A 16,042-nucleotide genomic window follows, 5' to 3' on the forward strand; every position below is an offset into this window, starting at 1 on the left:
CGACGATTATTCTAACAGAACTCCCGCGCGATGCAAGAAGAAATTTCCAATTACTGGGTAATGGTTCCGTGGGGGTAAATGATCATGAGAACCACCAGCGAGAGCAGGAACACGATAGCGCAGCCGATGGTGATGCGGTCGAGGTTCTTCTCGATGATGCTCGTGCCCGTCTGGGTAGAATACATGGAGCTCGCGATCATGTCCGAGATGCCCGTGCCCTTGCCCGAATGCATGAGAATGAAGATGATAAGGCCGACGCCGGACAGAACCAGCAGAACCAAGAAGACGATTACCAGGGGATTCAACGTGTCACGCTTCCTTTACGTTTCCAGTGTTTTGCGTACGCAAGTTGACTAGTATAGCCGATGCCGCCGGCGCCTTCAAGGGTCACGCGGCGGCATCGAAACGATTTCAAGCCAGAAGGCTCTCGCCGGTCATCTCGGACGGCTGCGGCAGGCCGATCATCGCCAGCAGCGTGGGCGCGATGTCGGCCAGGCACCCTTCTGCGCCGGAAAGGGCGAGGTCCGACCCGCTCGCGTCCACGAGCACGAGCGGCACCGGGTTGGTGGTGTGCGCGGTAAACGCGCCGCCGTCCTCGGCGATCATCTTGTCGGCGTTGCCGTGGTCGGCCGTGACCAGCGCCACGCCGCCCTTGCGCTCGATGGCGGCGAGCACGCGCCCCACGCCGGCATCCACCGCCTCTACAGCCGCGCGGGCCGCGTCCACGACGCCGGTATGCCCCACCATGTCGCAATTGGCAAAGTTCACGATGTACACATCGGCCTCATCGGCGTCAATGGCCGCTGCCAGGGTGTCGGCCACTTCGGGCTCGCTCATCTCCGGCTGCAGATCGTAGGTGGCCACCTTGGGGCTCGCGATGAGGCATCGGCTCTCCCCCGCCTTCTCGGCCTCGCGACCGCCATTCAAGAAGAAGGTGACATGGGCGTACTTCTCCGTCTCGGCGATGTGGTACTGGGTAAGCCCCGCGTCAGCCAGCACATCGGCCAGCACGTTTTCCGGGAACTCCTTGGGGAATGCCACAGCCGCCGGAATGTCTGGGTCGTACTCCGTAAGGCACACGAAATGCACGCTCGGCCACTTCTTGCGTTCAAAGCCGGCGAAGGCCGGATCGGTGATGGCGCGGGTGATCTCGCGGGCGCGGTCGGGGCGAAAGTTGAAGAAGATGACGGCATCCCCGTCGCGCATACCGCGGGCATCCAGGGCCACCGGCTCGACGAACTCGTCGGTCACCTCGCTTCCGTAGGAGGCCTCCATGGCAGCCACGGCAGCCAGGTCGCGGAAGGGCTCGGCGCAGACGACGGCATCGTAGGCTCGCTCCACGCGTTCCCAGCGATTATCGCGATCCATGGCGTAGTAGCGGCCCTCCACGGAGGCGATGGAAATCTCGCAGGGCGCGCCGTCCGGGGCCTTCGATGCGGCCCGCTCCAGATGATCTACGAGCTCGGCCATATAACCGGCCCCACTGGCGGGCGGCACGTCGCGGCCGTCCATGAAGCAGTGCACCATGATGCGCGGCACCCCGGCCGCCACGGCGGCGTCCACGAGCGCGTAGAGGTGCTCGTTGGAGGAGTGCACGCCGCCGTCGGAGAGCAGTCCCATGAGATGCAGCGCGGCTCCCTGCTTCTTGGCCGTCTCGAAGGCCGCGACGATCTCCGGATTTACGGCGATCGATCCGTCGCGGCAGGCGCGGTTGATGCGCGTGAGCTCCTGGAACACCACGCGCCCCGCACCGATGTTCAAATGCCCTACCTCCGAGTTGCCCATCTGCCCCTCGGGCAGGCCCACGGCCTCGCCGGAGGCCGCCAGGCGCGTGGTGGGCGCCTCGGCGAACAGGCGGTCGAGCACCGGTGTTGCGGCCAGCGAGATGGCGTTGCCGGGGCCCGGCTCGGCCAGGCCGAAGCCGTCCATGATGATGAGACAGGCGGGAAGGCGCAGCTCTTCGCGGGCCGGCGCCACAACAGGTCGTTCCATTTAGCAGGCTTCTTTCACGATCTGGATAAACGAATCGGCCTTGAGCGCCGCACCGCCGATAAGGCCGCCATCGATGTCGGGTTCGGCGAGGAGCAGCGCCGCGTTCCCCTCGTTCATCGAGCCGCCGTAGAGCACGCGCAGGCTCTCGGCCACCTCAGCGCCGAACATGTCCGACACGGTGGCGCGGATGGCGGCGCAGACCTCCTCGGCCTGCTCGGGCGTGGCCGTGCGACCCGTGCCGATGGCCCACACCGGCTCGTAGGCCACAACGGTACGGGCGGCGTCGGCCGCGTCCATGCCGGCATAGGCCGCGCGCACCTGGGCCGTGACGAAATCGAGGTAGGTGCCCCCGTCGCGCACGGACAGCGACTCGCCCACGCAGATGATGGGGGTGATGTCGGCCTCGATGAGCGCGCGGGCCTTCAAATTCACTTCCTCGTTGGTCTCGCCGAACAGATTGCGGCGCTCGGAATGGCCGACGATGCAGAAGGCGCAGCCGATGTTCTTGATCATGGCGATGGAAATCTCGCCGGTAAACGCGCCCTTGGGCTCCCAGTAGACGTTCTGGGCGCCCACGGCGATATCCACGCGGTCGAACTCGAAGACGCTCTTCACAGGCTTGAGATCCACAAACGGCGGGCAGACGGCCACGTCCACCAGCTCGAGCCAGTCGCGCTCCATGCGGTTGGAGATCTCCTGAGCGAGCACCACGGCCTCGGGGATGGTGTTGTTCATCTTCCAGTTGCCGGCAATGAGGTTCTTGCGGGGCATATTGCTTCCTTTCTAGCGAAGGGCCTCGACGCCGGGGAGCGCCTCGCCCTGGACGAGCTCCATGGAGGCACCGCCGCCCGTGGAGATGAAGGTCATCTTGTCAGCCAGGTCGAACTGGTTCACCGCGGCCACCGAGTCGCCGCCGCCGATGATGGTGTCAGCCTCCTCGTTGGCGGCCACGGCCTCGGCCACCGCCCGGGTGCCGGCCTCGAAGGAGGGCATCTCGAAGACGCCCATGGGGCCGTTCCAGAAGACGCTCTTGGCCATGCCGATGGCCTCGGCGTACAGCTCGGCCGTCTCCGGGCCGATATCGAGGCCCATCATGTCGTCGGGGATCTCGTCCACCGAGACGGTGGCGAGGTTGGCGTCGTTCGCGAAGGCATCGGCGCACACGACGTCCACGGGAAGCAGTAGCGACACGCCGCGGTCGGCGGCCTTCTTCATCATGTCGCCGGCGCGCTCGACCCAATCGGCCTCCATGAGCGAGGTACCCACGGATTTGCCCTGGGCCGCCAGGAACGTGAAGCACATGCCGCCGCCGATGATGAGGGTGTCGGCCTTCTCCAGCAGCGCGTCGATGACCTTGATCTTGTCGGAGACCTTCGAGCCGCCGAGAATGGCGACGAAGGGGCGGCGCGGCTCGTCGAGCATGCCCGTGAGCGTGGCCACCTCGCGCTCCATGAGATAGCCGGCATAGGAGGGCAGATAAGCCGCAACACCGGCCGTGGAGGCATGGGCGCGATGAGCCGTGCCGAAGGCGTCGTTCGCGTAGGCATCGGCGAGGTCTGCCAAGGCACGGGCGAACTCGGGGTCGTTCTTCTTCTCGCGCTTGTCGAAGCGGATGTTCTCCAGCAGCAGCACGTCACCGTCTTCCAGCGCGTCGACGGCTTCCTGAGCCGCAGGTCCGATAAGCTCGCGCGAGAGCACGATGTCGCGGCCGAGCAACTCCTGCAAACGGCGCGCGATGGGGCCCAAGCTGAAGGACTCCTCGAAGCCCTCCCCCGCCGGTCGGCCGCGGTGGCTCGTGAGGATCACTCGGGCGCCGTCGCCGACGAGCTTGTTGATGGTGGGCAGCGCCGCGCGGATGCGCGTATCGTCGGTCACGTTGCCGTCGGCGTCCACCGGCGCGTTGAAGTCGACGCGCACGAGCACCTTCTTGCCCGCGAAATTCTCGTCATCAATAGTCTTGATATCCGCCATGTCGTTCCTTTCCCTATAAGGGAAAACCCAGCCCGAAAGGCGAGCTGGGTTTTCGGATTCATTTCTTTGTGGAAGCTACGGGAGCAGGATCTTCACGAGATCCTTCACGCGGTTGGAGTAGCCCCACTCGTTGTCGTACCAGGAGATGCACTTGACGAAGTTGCCCTCGCCGCCGAGCACCATGGTCAGCTGCGAGTCGAAGATGGAGGAGTGGTCGTTGCCCACGATGTCGATGGACACGATGGGATCCTCGGTGTACTCCAAGATGCCCTTCAAGGGACCCTCGGCCGCGGCCTTCATGGCGGCGTTGATCTCCTCGGCGGTCACGGACTTCTCCAGCTCCACCGTGAGGTCGACCATAGAGCCGTCGGGAGTGGGAACGCGGGTGGCGAAGCCGTCGAGACGGCCCTTGAGCTCGGGGAGCACGAGGGACACGGCACGGGCGGCACCGGTGGTGGTGGGGATCATAGACACGGCGGCAGCGCGGGCGCGGCGCAGATCCTTATGGGGAAGATCGAGGATCTTCTGGTCGTTGGTGTAGGAATGGATGGTGTTCATGTAGCCGCGCTTGATGCCGAAGTTCTCCAACAGCACCTTGGCGAAGGGAGCCAGGCAGTTGGTGGTGCAGGAGGCGTTCGAGATGATGTTGTGCACCTCGGGGTCGTACTGGTCGTCGTTGACGCCCATGACGATGGTGATGTCCTCGTCCTTAGCCGGGCAGGTAATGACGACCTTCTTGGCACCGGCATCCAGGTGCTTCTGCGCCAGCTCGCCGGTCTTGAAGATGCCGGTGGCCTCTACGACCACATCCACACCCAGCTCGCCCCAGGGCAGGTTCGCCGGATCGCGGTCGGAAAGCATGGTCACGTGCTTGCCATCCACCACCAAGCCGTCATCCGTCACTTCGATATCAAAATTGCGGATGCCGTGGATGGAGTCGTACTTCAGCAGGTGAGCAGCGGTGGCTTTGTCGCCCAAATCGTTGACGGCGATCACCTCGACCGCGGGATCGTCGGCCATGGCGCGGAAGACGAGGCGTCCGATGCGACCGAATCCGTTGATGCCTACCTTGGTTGTCATGCGTATCTCCTTTCACAAGATACTCGCGAAGCCCGATGGGCACGTATCAGCTGTTAGGCCTCTCACAAGTTTACTACGAAGCTAAGCGATTCCCACCACGATAAAGCCGACGGCCCCGAAAACCGTCCCGCCTGCACAAAAGCGAGCGCAACAACTTGCCGCCTATTTCCTCCAGTAAATTGACTCGGACACAACTTACTGGAGGAAATACAGCACAAGGGAGAAGTTAGAGAAGCCGTTTACCACCTCGATGGGGCTGCCGGCGCTACTCCCCCGCGTCCAGCTCGGCGGCCAGCTGCTCGAGGCGGCGGACGCGGTGGTAGACGGCGCTCTTGGAAAGAGGCGGCGTCGCCCGCTCGCCGAGCTCCTTCAGCGACGCCTCGGGGTAGGTGACCCGCAGGCGGATGAACTCCTGTAGCGCGGGGGGCAGGTCCTCCATGCCGTAGTGCTCCACCACGCGCCGGATGGCGTAGATTTGCTCCACGGCGGCGCTGGCGGCCTTCTGCTGGTTGGCCAGCTCGGCGTTGATCTGGCGGTTCACGTCGTTGCGCACCGACTTCACGACGCGCTCCTCCTCCATGGAAAGCGCCGCCTGGTGGGCGCCGGCGAAGGCGAGGAACTCCGTGATGGCGTTGCCGCTCTTCAGGTAGACCATGTACGAGCTGCGCCGTGCCATGATGCGGGCCGTGATGTCCTTGCGGGCCATGAGCTCCACGAGTCCCTCGGCCAGCGCCTCGGATTCCACGGTGATTTCAAAGTGAAAGTCGCTTTTGGGGTTCGAGATAAAGCCGCTGCCCAAAAAGGCGCCGCGCAGGTAGGCCGCCGCGCAGCAGGGCTTGGCCACAAGCGATTCCTTGATACCCATCTCCAGGCCGCCCTCGGCCGAGAGCACCCCCATGTCGCGCAAGGCATCGGCCAGATGGGGCTGGGCCGGCACCTCGATGAGATAGTTCGGTGTCTTGTGCAGCACCGAACGGCGCATGGTGAGGTTCGTCTTCAACGAATAGATGCCGTGCAAAAGCCGCACGACGAGCCGCGCCGAGGCCGGCGCGTCCGTGGCGATCTCCACCCGGTAGCGGGCCGGTCCGCTCACGAACAGCGTCCCCTCGATGCGCACCAGCGCCGCGAGCGTCGCCTTCTCGCACTGCGGACAGGCGGGCACGACCCGGGCCAGCTCGTCTTTCACCTCGGACGTGAACGACATGGCCTAGCTCCGGCGCGCCCGCGAGAGCTTGATGACGTTCTGGAAGGCATCGCGCAGCGCGAAGGGCGAGTGCCACGTGGGCTGCTCGGCGTCCACGAGGTTGCGGCTGATGACGATGGGACCGCGGGACTGGATGGCGAGCATATCGGCGTAGGAGATGGAGATGGGACGCACCCCCTTGATGAGCTGGTCGTCGTTCAAGTCGCTCGTGGAAGCGTGCTCCAGCTCGGCCCCGGAGATGGCCGCGAAGCTGCCCGTGGCGGGGCTTTCGGCGCGCAGAGGCACCTTCGAGTGCACGAGCATGTAGTCGATGAGCCCCTCCATGCCGTGGGCCGTCAGCGCCTCGAAGTGCTCGCGGGCCGTCAGCCCCCACGTCTCCCCTTGCACGTCGGCCAGGGCGCACACGAATAGCACGCGGCCCCGAGAGGCGCGGATGGCCTCGACGACGCCGGGGATGAGCAGGTTCGGGATGATGGAGGTGAACAGCGACCCCGGGCCCAGCACGATGAGGTCGGCCTCGCGGATGGCCTGAAGCGCCGGCTCGTAAGGGCGCGGCGGCCGGCCGTCCTCGGCGGAGAGCCACACCTGCGCAAGCGCCGTCTTGGAATGGCAGGCCACGGCCTGACCGTCCAGAATGCGCCCGTCCTGGGTCTGGGCCGACAACACCACGTGGTCCAACGTCGAGGGATACACGTGCCCCTGGGCGTCCACCAGCTTCTCGCAGATGGCGATGGCCTCGGGAAACGACCCCGTCGCATCTTCCAGCGCGGCCAGAAGGAGGTTGCCCAGAGCATGGTCGCGGGCCACGGCGAAGCGGTACTTGAGCGCCCGCACAAGCGGGTCGGCGGGATCCTTCGCAAAGGCCACGAGGCACTTGCGGATGTCGCCGGGCGGCGTGACGTCGGCCTCCTCGCGCAAAACACCGGTGCTGCCGCCGTCGTCGGCCATGGCCACGACGGCGCTCGTCTGCACGCCTAAGGAGAGCAGCGTCCGGATGGAGACCGGAGCGCCGGTGCCCCCGCCGATGACCACCGCCTTCAGTGCGCGGGCGTCCTCATCCAAAGGCCGCAGGTTCGGAAGCGCGCTGCGCAGGGCCGAGAACGCCGCCGTGGCCGCCGGATCAACGCGGAAGGCCTCGGTGCTCTTCTTTATGCCGGCCACCTTCTACGCTTCCTTTCCGCCGCCGGCACGGGCGTCCAGCACGTTGTCGCTCTCGCGCTGCACGTCGTGACCGCGCTCGGCCAGACGCAGATCGCGATGGGCAACGCTCACCCGATAGCCCTTCGACTTCAGGTAATCGCCCGTGGCCTCGGCAAGCGCCACCGACCGGTGCTGGCCGCCGGTGCAGCCCACGCCGATGGCCAGCTGCTGCTTGCCCTCGGCGACGTACCCCGGCATGACGACGTCCAAAAGGTCGTGCCACTTCTGCTCGAACTCGATGGTCTCCTCGCGCATGCGCACGAAGTCGCGCACCGGGGCGTCCAGCCCCGTCAGCGGCCGCAGTTCCGGATCGTAATAGGGGTTCGGCAGGAAGCGCACGTCCATGACGAGATCCGCATCGTAGGGGGCGCCGTGCTTGAAGCCGAAGGAGTACACGGTGACCGCAAGCCCCTTGCGCTCGCTGCCCGTGGCGAAGAGCCCCCGGATGGTGCTGCGCAGCTTCTGGGGCAGCATATCGGTGGTGTCGATGACGTAGTCGGCGCGGTCGCGAAGGCCCATGAGCATGAGCCGCTCGCGCTGGATGCCCTGCCAGATGGTGGTGCCGTCGGTGCACAGCGGATGCCGGCGGCGGCTCGACTTGTAACGGGCGATGAGCTTGTCGTCGGCGGCATCGAGGAACAGCGTCTTGTAGGAGACGCCGGCCTCTCGCATGGAGGAAAGCTCGGCCTCCAGATCGCCGAAGAAGTCGCCGTTGCGCGAGTCGCAGACCACGGCCAGACGACGCCGGCCGCCCTCGTGCTCGGTACTCTCGTTCACGCGCACGAGCTCGGCGAGCAGGCTCGAAGGCAAGTTGTCCACGCAGTAGTAGCCCAAATCCTCGAAGACGTGCATGGCTTCCGTGCGCCCGGCGCCGGACATGCCCGTCACGATGACGAAGTCGGGCATCTGAGCCTCTTCCATTACCTCCTCGGCCACAAAGGCCTCCTTTCCTGAAAGGATCGCTCTTCTTCACAGAGGCTTTCCGTTTGTCTGAACGAGCTCTCCGTAGGGGGCGATCTTGGTCGCCCCTCATAAGCATGGCTATCCCGCTCGGAAGGGCAGACCAAGGTCTGCCCCTACGGGATGGTGTTCGCCAGGACGCTATCGGCCAGCTGTTCTTCCTTCTCTTCTTTCCGCTCATTATACTGCGCGAGAACGCGCACCAGCTCCTCGGCCACCTCTTCGGGGATGACCTTGGCGGCCTTGATGTCCTCGAGGCTCGCGGCCTTCAGGTTCTTGAACGACTTGAAGTGCTTCATCAGCGCCTTCTTTCGCACGGGCCCCAGACCCGCCACGTCGTCCAGAATACTCGCCGTCATACCCTTGCCGCGCAGCTCGCGGTGGAAGGTGATGGCGAAGCGGTGGGCCTCGTCGCGCACCTGCTTCACCAGGTACAGCGACGCCGAGCCTGAGGGCAGCACCACCGGTCCCGTGTCCTGCCAAGGCACGAACAGCTCCTCGTCGCGCTTGGCCAGACCGCAAATGGCGATGTCGTCGATCCCCATCTCCTCGAACATGGCGAGCGCCGCCGTCAGCTGCGGCTTTCCGCCGTCCAGGATGATGAGGTCCGGCTTGCTGCCGAAGCGCTCGTCGCTCAAACGTTCCGGCGCGTAGCGGCGCCGCATCACCTCCTGCATGGAGAGGAAGTCGTTGGCCTCGTCGAGCGGCGTCTTTATCTTGAAGCGGCGGTACTGGTTCTTGTCCGGCTTTCCGCCGGTGAACACCACCATGGAGGCCACCGTGTAGGAGCCGTGGATGGTGGAGATGTCGAAGCACTCGATGCGCATGGGCGGCGCGTCCAAGGCCAGGGCGCTCTCCAGCTGCAGAAGGGCGTTGTTGATGCGCTTGTCGTCGTAGTTCGTGCGCACCTTGTAGCGCATGAGAACGTGGCGCGCGTTGGTCTCGGCCATGGTCAGAAGGTCGGCCTTCTCCCCCTTCTGCGGGGCGCAGAAGCGCACCTTGGCGCCGTGGGCCGAGTCGAGCTTGCCCGTGAGCCATTCCCCCATGGCCTCGGCGTCCTCGGGCAGTGCGCGCACGATCACCTCGCGCGGGATGGAGGTGGTGGTGTCGTAGTAGCGCATGAGGAAGTTGCGCAGCAGATCCTGATCGGGCACGTCGGTGCCACGGTTCAAGACGAACTCGTTGGCGTTCACGATGCGTCCCTCGCGGATGACGAGCACGTTCACCCCGGCCACGGTCTCCTCGCGGAAGAACCCGACGACGTCGGCGGACAGGTCGCGCGAGGACACGGCGTGCTGCTTGTCGGCGAGCGAGTTGATGGTGTCGATGCGCGCCTTCAGCCGTCCCGCCCGCTCGAAGTCGAGCTCTTCGGCGGCCTCCTGCATTTCCGCCGTCAGCTCGTCGACGAACTCGCGGTGGTTGCCGGCGAGGAAGCGCTCGATGCGCCGCACGTTCTGGGCGTACTCCTCGGGCGTAATGGCCCCGCAACAGGCGCCGGGGCCGAGGCCCACGTGGCAGTCGAAACAGGGACGCGCATCGCGCTTCAAGAAAGCGAGCGGGTCCTTCTCCAGCGCGCGCGTGAGTCCCCGCCAGTCGGCGCAGGTGGCGGCGCACAGGGGCACCACACGCCGGGCGATGTCGATCATCTCCCGGGCGGCGCGGGCGTCAGTGAAAGGACCGAAGTACTTCGTGTCGGACTTGTGTTTCTCGCGAGTGTACTTGATGGCCGGGAACACATCGCCTTTGGTGAGCGCGATGAAGGGGTAGCTCTTGTTGTCCTTGAAGTCCGCATTGAAAAACGGGCTGTACTGGTTGATGAGGTTCTTCTCCAGCACGAGCGCCTCGTGCTCGTTGTCGACGACGAGGTAGTCGAAGGAGTCGATGGCCTCCACGAGCAAGGGAATCTTCGCGCGATCGTCCTGGAAGTTCACGTACTGGCGCATGCGCGCCCGCAGCTGCTTGGCCTTGCCGACGTAGATGACCTCGCCGGCGGCGTCTTTCCACAGGTACACGCCGGGCTCGGTGGGCACCGCCTCCAGCTCGCGCTTGATGCGCGCGAGCTTCTGCTGCTGGGTCTCGCGGGAGCGACCGGGCTTGGCGCGACCGCCTTCGCCCACGGCTTCCGCGACGGCTGCCTCCGCGACCGCTCCCATGGCGGCCGCGTCGTCGACGACGTCCATGGCGGCCGCCTCGCCTTCGCCGTCCGCCCAGACTGCCTCCGCGACGGCCTCGTCAACAGCGTTGCCCGCGGCTTCATGATCGCGCACGGCGCGGGCGAGCGTCGGCCTCATGCGGCCCTCGCGCTCCAACTCGTCGGGGTATTCGTTTTCCCAGGAAATTCGTTCTTTACTCATGGGTGCAGTATACCCGCAGATTCCAGCCTGTGTCCTTCCAGACGATTTCTCACCCATTTTTTCGCCAAAATTTCGAGTTGTTAGCATTGATGAGATCGCTTATGGCGTTCTTCGAGCTTCGCTGAAAGAATTTGCCTCATCGACTATTCGTTTATCGATAGTTTCAGCCTTCTTGTGGAATTGGTGGGATAGCGGGAGGCCATTCGCAATGCTAACAACTCGAAAATTATGGCCCGAATTGCCATGGAGATTTTCCCGAGACGGGCGGGACGTTCCGTTCCGTCCAAAGCGAAGCAGCTCCAGCCGTGGTAAGTTGTTGTTTTACTCTTGAACCGGAGGGGTTATTTGAATAGGGAACGAACTGAAACCAGCTCGGGCGCCACGGGGCGGCCGCGGGCAATGGACGCGCTGCGACGCAGCGTCTTCTTCGCGCTCGCCGTCGTTTTGGGCTTTCTGCTCCTCGAGCTGCCGTGGAACGGCGATGTCTTCGCCATTCCCCAGCGCTACGTCATCGACAACCTGCTCATCCTGGGGCTGGGCTGCGCCATCACTTTTCTGGCGGGACAGCGCACCCGCGCATCGCTCGCCGCGTTCGTGGGACTGTGCCTTATGTGGGGCACCGCCAACTTCTTCATCATCGCCTTCAAGGGGCAGCCCATCGTGCCGGCGGATCTGTTCGCCCTCGGCACCGCCGCCTCGGTGGCCGGCGGTTACAGCCTGTTTCTCACCGGTCGCCTCGCGTTCTGCTGGGCGCTGTTCGCCGCCTATTGCATCGCCCTGGCGAAGCTGTGCCCCCAACGAAAGCGCGCCCGCTGGGACATTGCCGCCAACATGCTGGCGGCGGCCCTGCTGGTGTGCCTCGGCGCCATGCAGTACCAGGCCATCGATATCAAGAAGGACTGCGAGGTGACTGTGGACGTATGGGACGTGCGCGGCTCCTACGCCACCCAGGGCACCGCGCTCTGCTTCCTCTCGCGGGCCCAAGAGCTGACGCCCAAGCCTCCGGAGGGCTACTCCGCCGAGGCCGTGGACGCCATCCTGGCCCCCTTCGCCGAGGATCCGCTGACGGGAACGGACGGCACGGTGGCAGAGTCCCCCTCGCCCGACACAACGGGCAACCAAAACTCAACGGCGCCCACCACTGGCGATGCAGCGCCGGAACAGCCCGAAGCACTCCCCTACGACGGCCCCAACGTCATCGCCATCATGAACGAGACGTTCTCCGATCTCTCCGAATACCCCGGCCTTGAGGGAACAAACGCCGCGCCGACGTTCTTCCACGAGGTGGCCAACGATTCCCTGGCCGCGGGCGACGTGTACGTCTCGGCCATGGGCGGGGGCACCTGCAACAGCGAGTTCGAGTTCCTCACCGGCGCCTCCATGGGCAACATGGGCGGCGGCGTGTACCCCTACGTGCTCTACGATTTGGAAGGGGTGGACAACCTCGCCTCCTACTTCCGCAGCCTGGGGTACGGCACCCATGCGATTCACCCGGCCGAGGCGGCCAACTGGCGGCGCGACCGCATCTACGAGCAGCTCGGATTCGACGCGTTCGACGACATCACCACCATGGAAGACGCCGACACCTTCCGCGACCTCGTCACGGATCGCACCACCTACGAGCGCGTGCTGGAGAAGATCGACGAGGGAGAGGGGCCCCAGTTCGTCTTCGATGTCACCATCCAGAACCACGGCGGATACGACACGGGGCTCGTTCCCGCCGCTGATGCCGTGCATCTGGAATCGGACGAGGTGGAAAACCCCGAGGTGGACGAGTTTCTGGCGGCCATCCGGCGCTCGGATGAGGATCTGCGCTGGCTCGTGGACGAGCTGAACGCGCGGAACGAGCCCACCATCGTCGTGTTCTTCGGCGACCACCAACCCGGCTTCGCCGACTGGCTCTTCGAGGAGACCTTCGGCAAGCCCGTGGAGGACGCCGGCTTGGAAGAGGTGCAGGCACGCTACCGGACGCCGTATTTCATCTGGGCGAACGCCGCGGCCCGCGGAAAGTACGAGGAATCGCTCACGCGTATCGAGGACGCCGATGTCACGAGCCTGAATTACCTCTCGACTCTGCTTCTGGACGCAACGGGGCTGCCCCGCGACGCCCGCGCCTTGTACCGATCGGCTCTGCGCCAGGCGCTGCCCGCCGTGAACCTGAATGGATACCGGGATGCCGAGGGAACGTGGCACTGGTTCGGCGAGGCCGTGGAAACCGACGCCCAGCAGAAGGCCGAGGACGCCCTGAAGTCCTACGCCATCGTCCAGTACGACCAGCTTTTCGGCAACGATCGCGGCTAGCAGCTCGCGCCTGCCTAGCCCCGGCTTCAGCCCGAGATCGCGAAAGCCCCCTACAGGTTCTCGCGCACCCAGGCGATGTTGGATTGGACAGTGGCGATGAGCTCGTCGGTGGAATCGAAGACGCGCATGGGGCGCAGCCACTCCACGAACTCCACCTCGATGGGCTGGCCGTAGATGTCCTGGTCGAAGTCGAGGATATGCACCTCGATGTTCTCCTTGGCGGTGTCGGCGAAGGTGGCGGGGATGCCCACGTTCACGGCGGCCTTGTAGCGGACGCCGTCCACCACGGCGTAGCAGGCGTAGACGCCCTCTCCGATGGCCAGAAGCTCCGGCGGCACCTCCAAATTCGCCGTGGCGAAGCCGAAGTCGCGGCCCTCGCCGCGGCCCGGGCGCACGGTTCCCTCCAGAGTATAGGGGCGCCCCAGAAGGTCGGCCGCCTCGCGGGCGCGGCCCTCGGACAGAAGGCCGCGGATGCGCGTGGCCGTCACGGGGCGGCCGCCCTCGGCGACCAGCTCGTGGCCGTGCACCTCCATGCCGCGCTCGGCGCCCCATGCGCGCAAGCTCTCCACATTGCCCGCGGCCTTGCGACCGAAATGGAAATCGCTGCCGATGTGGATGTGGCTCGGCACGCCGCCGCCAAAGCAGGCGTTAAGGAAATCCTCGGGACTCTGGGCCGCGAACTCGCGGGAGAACGGCAGCACCACAACCGCGTCCACATCCAGCTCGGCCAGCTTGGCGATGCGCGCCTCGTTGGTCATGAGCTTCTTCAGCCGATCAGCCGCGAACACCTCGTCGGGATCGATATCGAAGGTGATGACGGCGCTCGCACGTCCCTCCTCGCGGGCCGTGTTCACCGCCTCGCCGATGATGAAGCGGTGTCCCTCGTGGACGCCGTCGAAGACACCGAAAGCCACCGAGGCGCGATCGAGCAGGGCCTCGTCGAAGGCGGGATCGTTCCTAGAGATCACTACAGCCACGGGAAACTCCTATTGGAAACACGCATCGGGGGGCGAAACGCCCCTTGTCGACATGATACTCATATAATGCCACGATGCGGTTATCGGCGACAAGGGCCACGACCTCGCCATCGTGCGGCGCCTCGCAGCTGGGGCGCACTCCCGCCGTGCAGGCGCACAGCTCCGCCGCCGGATCGACGCTGCGGCGCTCGAAGAGCTCCACGGCGCGCCCGTCCAGCGGGTTCCCGTTGCGTACCCGCGCCGCAGCGGCATCGTCGAGGTAGATGAAGCGCATGCCGAGCACCTTCAGCGGATCCAGAGCGGCGCGCTCCCCCATCTCCTCCAAGACCTCCAGCGTCACGCAGTCGGCGATGCCGATCGCGCCGGCCGCCGTGCGGCGCAGCGCCCCCACATGGGCGGGGCACCCCAGGCTATGGCCGATGTCGCGGGCGAGCGCGCGGATATAGGTGCCCTTCGACACCTTGAACGCGATGTCCCAGCGGGCCGGCTCCGCGCCGTCGGCGCCCCCGATGCCCAAAAGCTCGGCGGAGTACACCTCGATGTCGCGCGGCGCCAGATCGATAACGCGCCCCTTGCGCGCCGCGTCGCAGGCCTTGGTTCCCCCCACCTTGATGGCCGAGTACACCGGCGGCAGCTGCTTGGACTTCCCCACCAAACCGCCCACGAAGACGCTGGCGAAGAACGGGTCGAACACCTCATCGGGCACAACGCCCGTGCGGATGACCTCGCCGTCGCAGTCGTCGGTATCGGTGGCAGCGCCGAAGACGACCGAGACCACATAGGACTTGTCGTGGCCGGTGAGGAACTGATCGAGCCGGGTGGCCGGCCCCACGCACAGGGGCAGCACCCCCGAGGCGAGTGGATCTAAAGTGCCCGTGTGCCCGATGCGCTTCTCGCCGAAGATGCGCCGGGCGCGGCTCACCACGTCGTGGGAGGTCATACCGCTCGGCTTATCCACGGCCAGCACGAGGCACAGATCGGTCGTCCCCCGCTTCACAGACGCTCCTCCGGCAAGGTCGGGCTCTCGATGCCCAAACGGCGCGCGACGGTCTTCACGGCCCCGCGCAAATCGTCGTGAATGGTAAATCCAGCCGCGGCCTTATGTCCGCCGCCGCCGAACTCGCCGGCGATGGCGGCCACGTCGGTGTCGTCCTTGGAACGGAAGCTGCCGCGCACCTCTCCGTCCTGCTCCCGCAGCATGCAGGCAACGCGCACGCCGCGCAGGGAGCGCAAAAGATCGATCATGGGCTCGGCATCGGCCTTCACGGCCCCGCACTCGGCGAAATCGGCGAGCGAGAGCCACGAGAGCACCGCCTCGCCGTCGCCGGACAGGCTCATATGGCCCACCGTGCGCCCCTCCAGCTCGATAGAGGCGAGACTGCGGTTCTGATAGAACTCCCGGGCGATATCCCCGGGCCGCGCGCCGGCGGCGACCATTTCGCACGCCCCCTTGAACGCGGCAGCATCGGTGTTGCCGTGCTGGAAGCGGCCGGTGTCGGTCATGAGACCGGTGTAGCAGCAGGTGGCGATGAGGCGCTCGCGATCGGCGCCCAAGCACGCCGCCAGCTCCCAGATAAGCAGTGACGTGGAGGCGGCGTCCGGATCCGTGTAGCTGAGGTCGCTCATGGCCCGCGGCACGGCGTGATGATCCACCGTAACGGTGAAGGGCGCCGCCTCGTGCAGGCGCGCCCCGTCGCCGAGTCGCTCCGGCGTGGGCACGTCCACGGCGATGAAGCACTCGCAGGGCCCTTCGAAGCCCGCGGCGGGAACGAGCCCGTCGGCGCCGGGCAGAAACATGAGGTCGCTCGGCGGCTCCTCGTCGCGGGCAAGCACGCACGCGACCTGCTTGCCCAACTGCCGGAGGGCCCAGGCGAGCCCCAGCGCCGAACCAAGGCAGTCACCGTCGGGGCTCACATGGCCTCCGATGACGAAGTGGTCGCGCTCGGCGAGCGCGGAGGCGATCTCGGAAAGCGTCGTGTTGGTCTGGGGCGTCACCGTCATGA

At 65.7% G+C, this 16,042-nt stretch carries 13 protein-coding genes; 1 reads left to right on the plus strand and 12 read right to left on the minus strand.

Annotation, left to right across the window (positions count from 1 at the left end):
- Window positions 1-50: 50 nt before the first annotated feature.
- The 9 genes from secG to uvrC all read right to left on the minus strand — a co-directional run bounded on the left by secG (window position 51) and on the right by uvrC (window position 10,761).
- Window positions 51-305, minus strand: coding sequence for a preprotein translocase subunit SecG (secG, locus tag NE591_RS04575; protein WP_022739837.1), 255 nt, complete (start codon window positions 303-305; stop codon window positions 51-53).
- 106 nt (window positions 306-411) lie between these two features.
- Complete coding sequence (gpmI, locus tag NE591_RS04580) at window positions 412-1,992, minus strand: 2,3-bisphosphoglycerate-independent phosphoglycerate mutase (protein ID WP_256156368.1); 1,581 nt, start codon at window positions 1,990-1,992, stop codon at window positions 412-414.
- Complete coding sequence (tpiA, locus tag NE591_RS04585) at window positions 1,993-2,763, minus strand: triose-phosphate isomerase (protein ID WP_256156369.1); 771 nt, start codon at window positions 2,761-2,763, stop codon at window positions 1,993-1,995.
- A 12-nt stretch (window positions 2,764-2,775) separates the two neighbouring features.
- Complete coding sequence (gene pgk, locus NE591_RS04590; protein ID WP_256156370.1) at window positions 2,776-3,963, minus strand: phosphoglycerate kinase; 1,188 nt, start codon at window positions 3,961-3,963, stop codon at window positions 2,776-2,778.
- Between the two features lie 75 nt (window positions 3,964-4,038).
- Complete coding sequence (gap, locus tag NE591_RS04595; RefSeq protein ID WP_114548389.1) at window positions 4,039-5,043, minus strand: type I glyceraldehyde-3-phosphate dehydrogenase; 1,005 nt, start codon at window positions 5,041-5,043, stop codon at window positions 4,039-4,041.
- Between the two features lie 265 nt (window positions 5,044-5,308).
- The gene (gene whiA, locus NE591_RS04600) at window positions 5,309-6,247 is read right to left on the minus strand and encodes a DNA-binding protein WhiA (protein WP_256156371.1); all 939 of its coding nucleotides are present in this window, start codon (window positions 6,245-6,247) and stop codon (window positions 5,309-5,311) included.
- A 3-nt stretch (window positions 6,248-6,250) separates the two neighbouring features.
- Window positions 6,251-7,408, minus strand: coding sequence for a gluconeogenesis factor YvcK family protein (yvcK, locus tag NE591_RS04605; protein ID WP_231699472.1), 1,158 nt, complete (start codon window positions 7,406-7,408; stop codon window positions 6,251-6,253).
- 3 nt (window positions 7,409-7,411) lie between these two features.
- The gene (gene rapZ / locus NE591_RS04610) at window positions 7,412-8,368 is read right to left on the minus strand and encodes an RNase adapter RapZ (RefSeq protein WP_114539183.1); all 957 of its coding nucleotides are present in this window, start codon (window positions 8,366-8,368) and stop codon (window positions 7,412-7,414) included.
- Window positions 8,369-8,523: 155 nt separating this feature from the next.
- Entirely contained in the window at window positions 8,524-10,761 is a 2,238-nt protein-coding gene (gene uvrC, locus NE591_RS04615) for an excinuclease ABC subunit UvrC (protein ID WP_231699473.1), read from the minus strand.
- A 399-nt stretch (window positions 10,762-11,160) separates the two neighbouring features.
- Here uvrC and NE591_RS04620 point away from each other — a divergent pair, with 399 nt between their 5' ends.
- A complete protein-coding gene (locus tag NE591_RS04620) occupies window positions 11,161-13,062 on the plus strand; it encodes an LTA synthase family protein (protein WP_256156372.1) in 1,902 nt (633 codons plus the stop codon).
- A gap of 50 nt (window positions 13,063-13,112) precedes the next feature.
- Here NE591_RS04620 and ribF read toward each other — a convergent pair whose 3' ends face one another.
- Genes ribF through NE591_RS04635 form a run of 3 tightly spaced genes read right to left on the minus strand, consistent with a single transcriptional unit; the run spans window position 13,113 to window position 16,040 of the window.
- Window positions 13,113-14,039, minus strand: coding sequence for a riboflavin biosynthesis protein RibF (gene ribF, locus NE591_RS04625; protein WP_256156373.1), 927 nt, complete (start codon window positions 14,037-14,039; stop codon window positions 13,113-13,115).
- Window positions 14,020-15,036 (minus strand): tRNA pseudouridine(55) synthase TruB, encoded by a 1,017-nt coding sequence (truB, locus tag NE591_RS04630; RefSeq protein WP_256156374.1) that lies wholly within the window; start codon window positions 15,034-15,036, stop codon window positions 14,020-14,022. The genes ribF and truB overlap by 20 nt, the downstream gene beginning before the upstream one ends.
- The gene (locus tag NE591_RS04635; protein WP_157011543.1) at window positions 15,033-16,040 is read right to left on the minus strand and encodes a bifunctional oligoribonuclease/PAP phosphatase NrnA; all 1,008 of its coding nucleotides are present in this window, start codon (window positions 16,038-16,040) and stop codon (window positions 15,033-15,035) included. The genes truB and NE591_RS04635 overlap by 4 nt, the downstream gene beginning before the upstream one ends.
- Window positions 16,041-16,042 lie beyond the last annotated feature (2 nt).

Origin of the sequence: Adlercreutzia sp. DFI.6.23, assembly GCF_024462535.1 — a bacterium.
In the GTDB taxonomy this organism is placed as follows: domain Bacteria; phylum Actinomycetota; class Coriobacteriia; order Coriobacteriales; family Eggerthellaceae; genus Adlercreutzia; species Adlercreutzia rubneri.

What these genes read in the sequence shown, in the direction of transcription:
- gpmI (WP_256156368.1), bottom strand. Translation starts at nt 1,992, where the DNA reads ATGGAACGACCTGTTGTGGCGCCGGCCCGCGAAGAGCTGCGCCTTCCC.
- tpiA (WP_256156369.1), bottom strand. Translation starts at nt 2,763, where the DNA reads ATGCCCCGCAAGAACCTCATTGCCGGCAACTGGAAGATGAACAACACC.
- pgk (WP_256156370.1), bottom strand. Translation starts at nt 3,963, where the DNA reads ATGGCGGATATCAAGACTATTGATGACGAGAATTTCGCGGGCAAGAAG.
- gap (WP_114548389.1), bottom strand. Translation starts at nt 5,043, where the DNA reads ATGACAACCAAGGTAGGCATCAACGGATTCGGTCGCATCGGACGCCTC.
- whiA (WP_256156371.1), bottom strand. Translation starts at nt 6,247, where the DNA reads ATGTCGTTCACGTCCGAGGTGAAAGACGAGCTGGCCCGGGTCGTGCCC.
- rapZ (WP_114539183.1), bottom strand. Translation starts at nt 8,368, where the DNA reads ATGGAAGAGGCTCAGATGCCCGACTTCGTCATCGTGACGGGCATGTCC.
- uvrC (WP_231699473.1), bottom strand. Translation starts at nt 10,761, where the DNA reads ATGAGTAAAGAACGAATTTCCTGGGAAAACGAATACCCCGACGAGTTG.
- NE591_RS04620 (WP_256156372.1), top strand. Translation starts at nt 11,161, where the DNA reads ATGGACGCGCTGCGACGCAGCGTCTTCTTCGCGCTCGCCGTCGTTTTG.
- NE591_RS04635 (WP_157011543.1), bottom strand. Translation starts at nt 16,040, where the DNA reads ATGACGGTGACGCCCCAGACCAACACGACGCTTTCCGAGATCGCCTCC.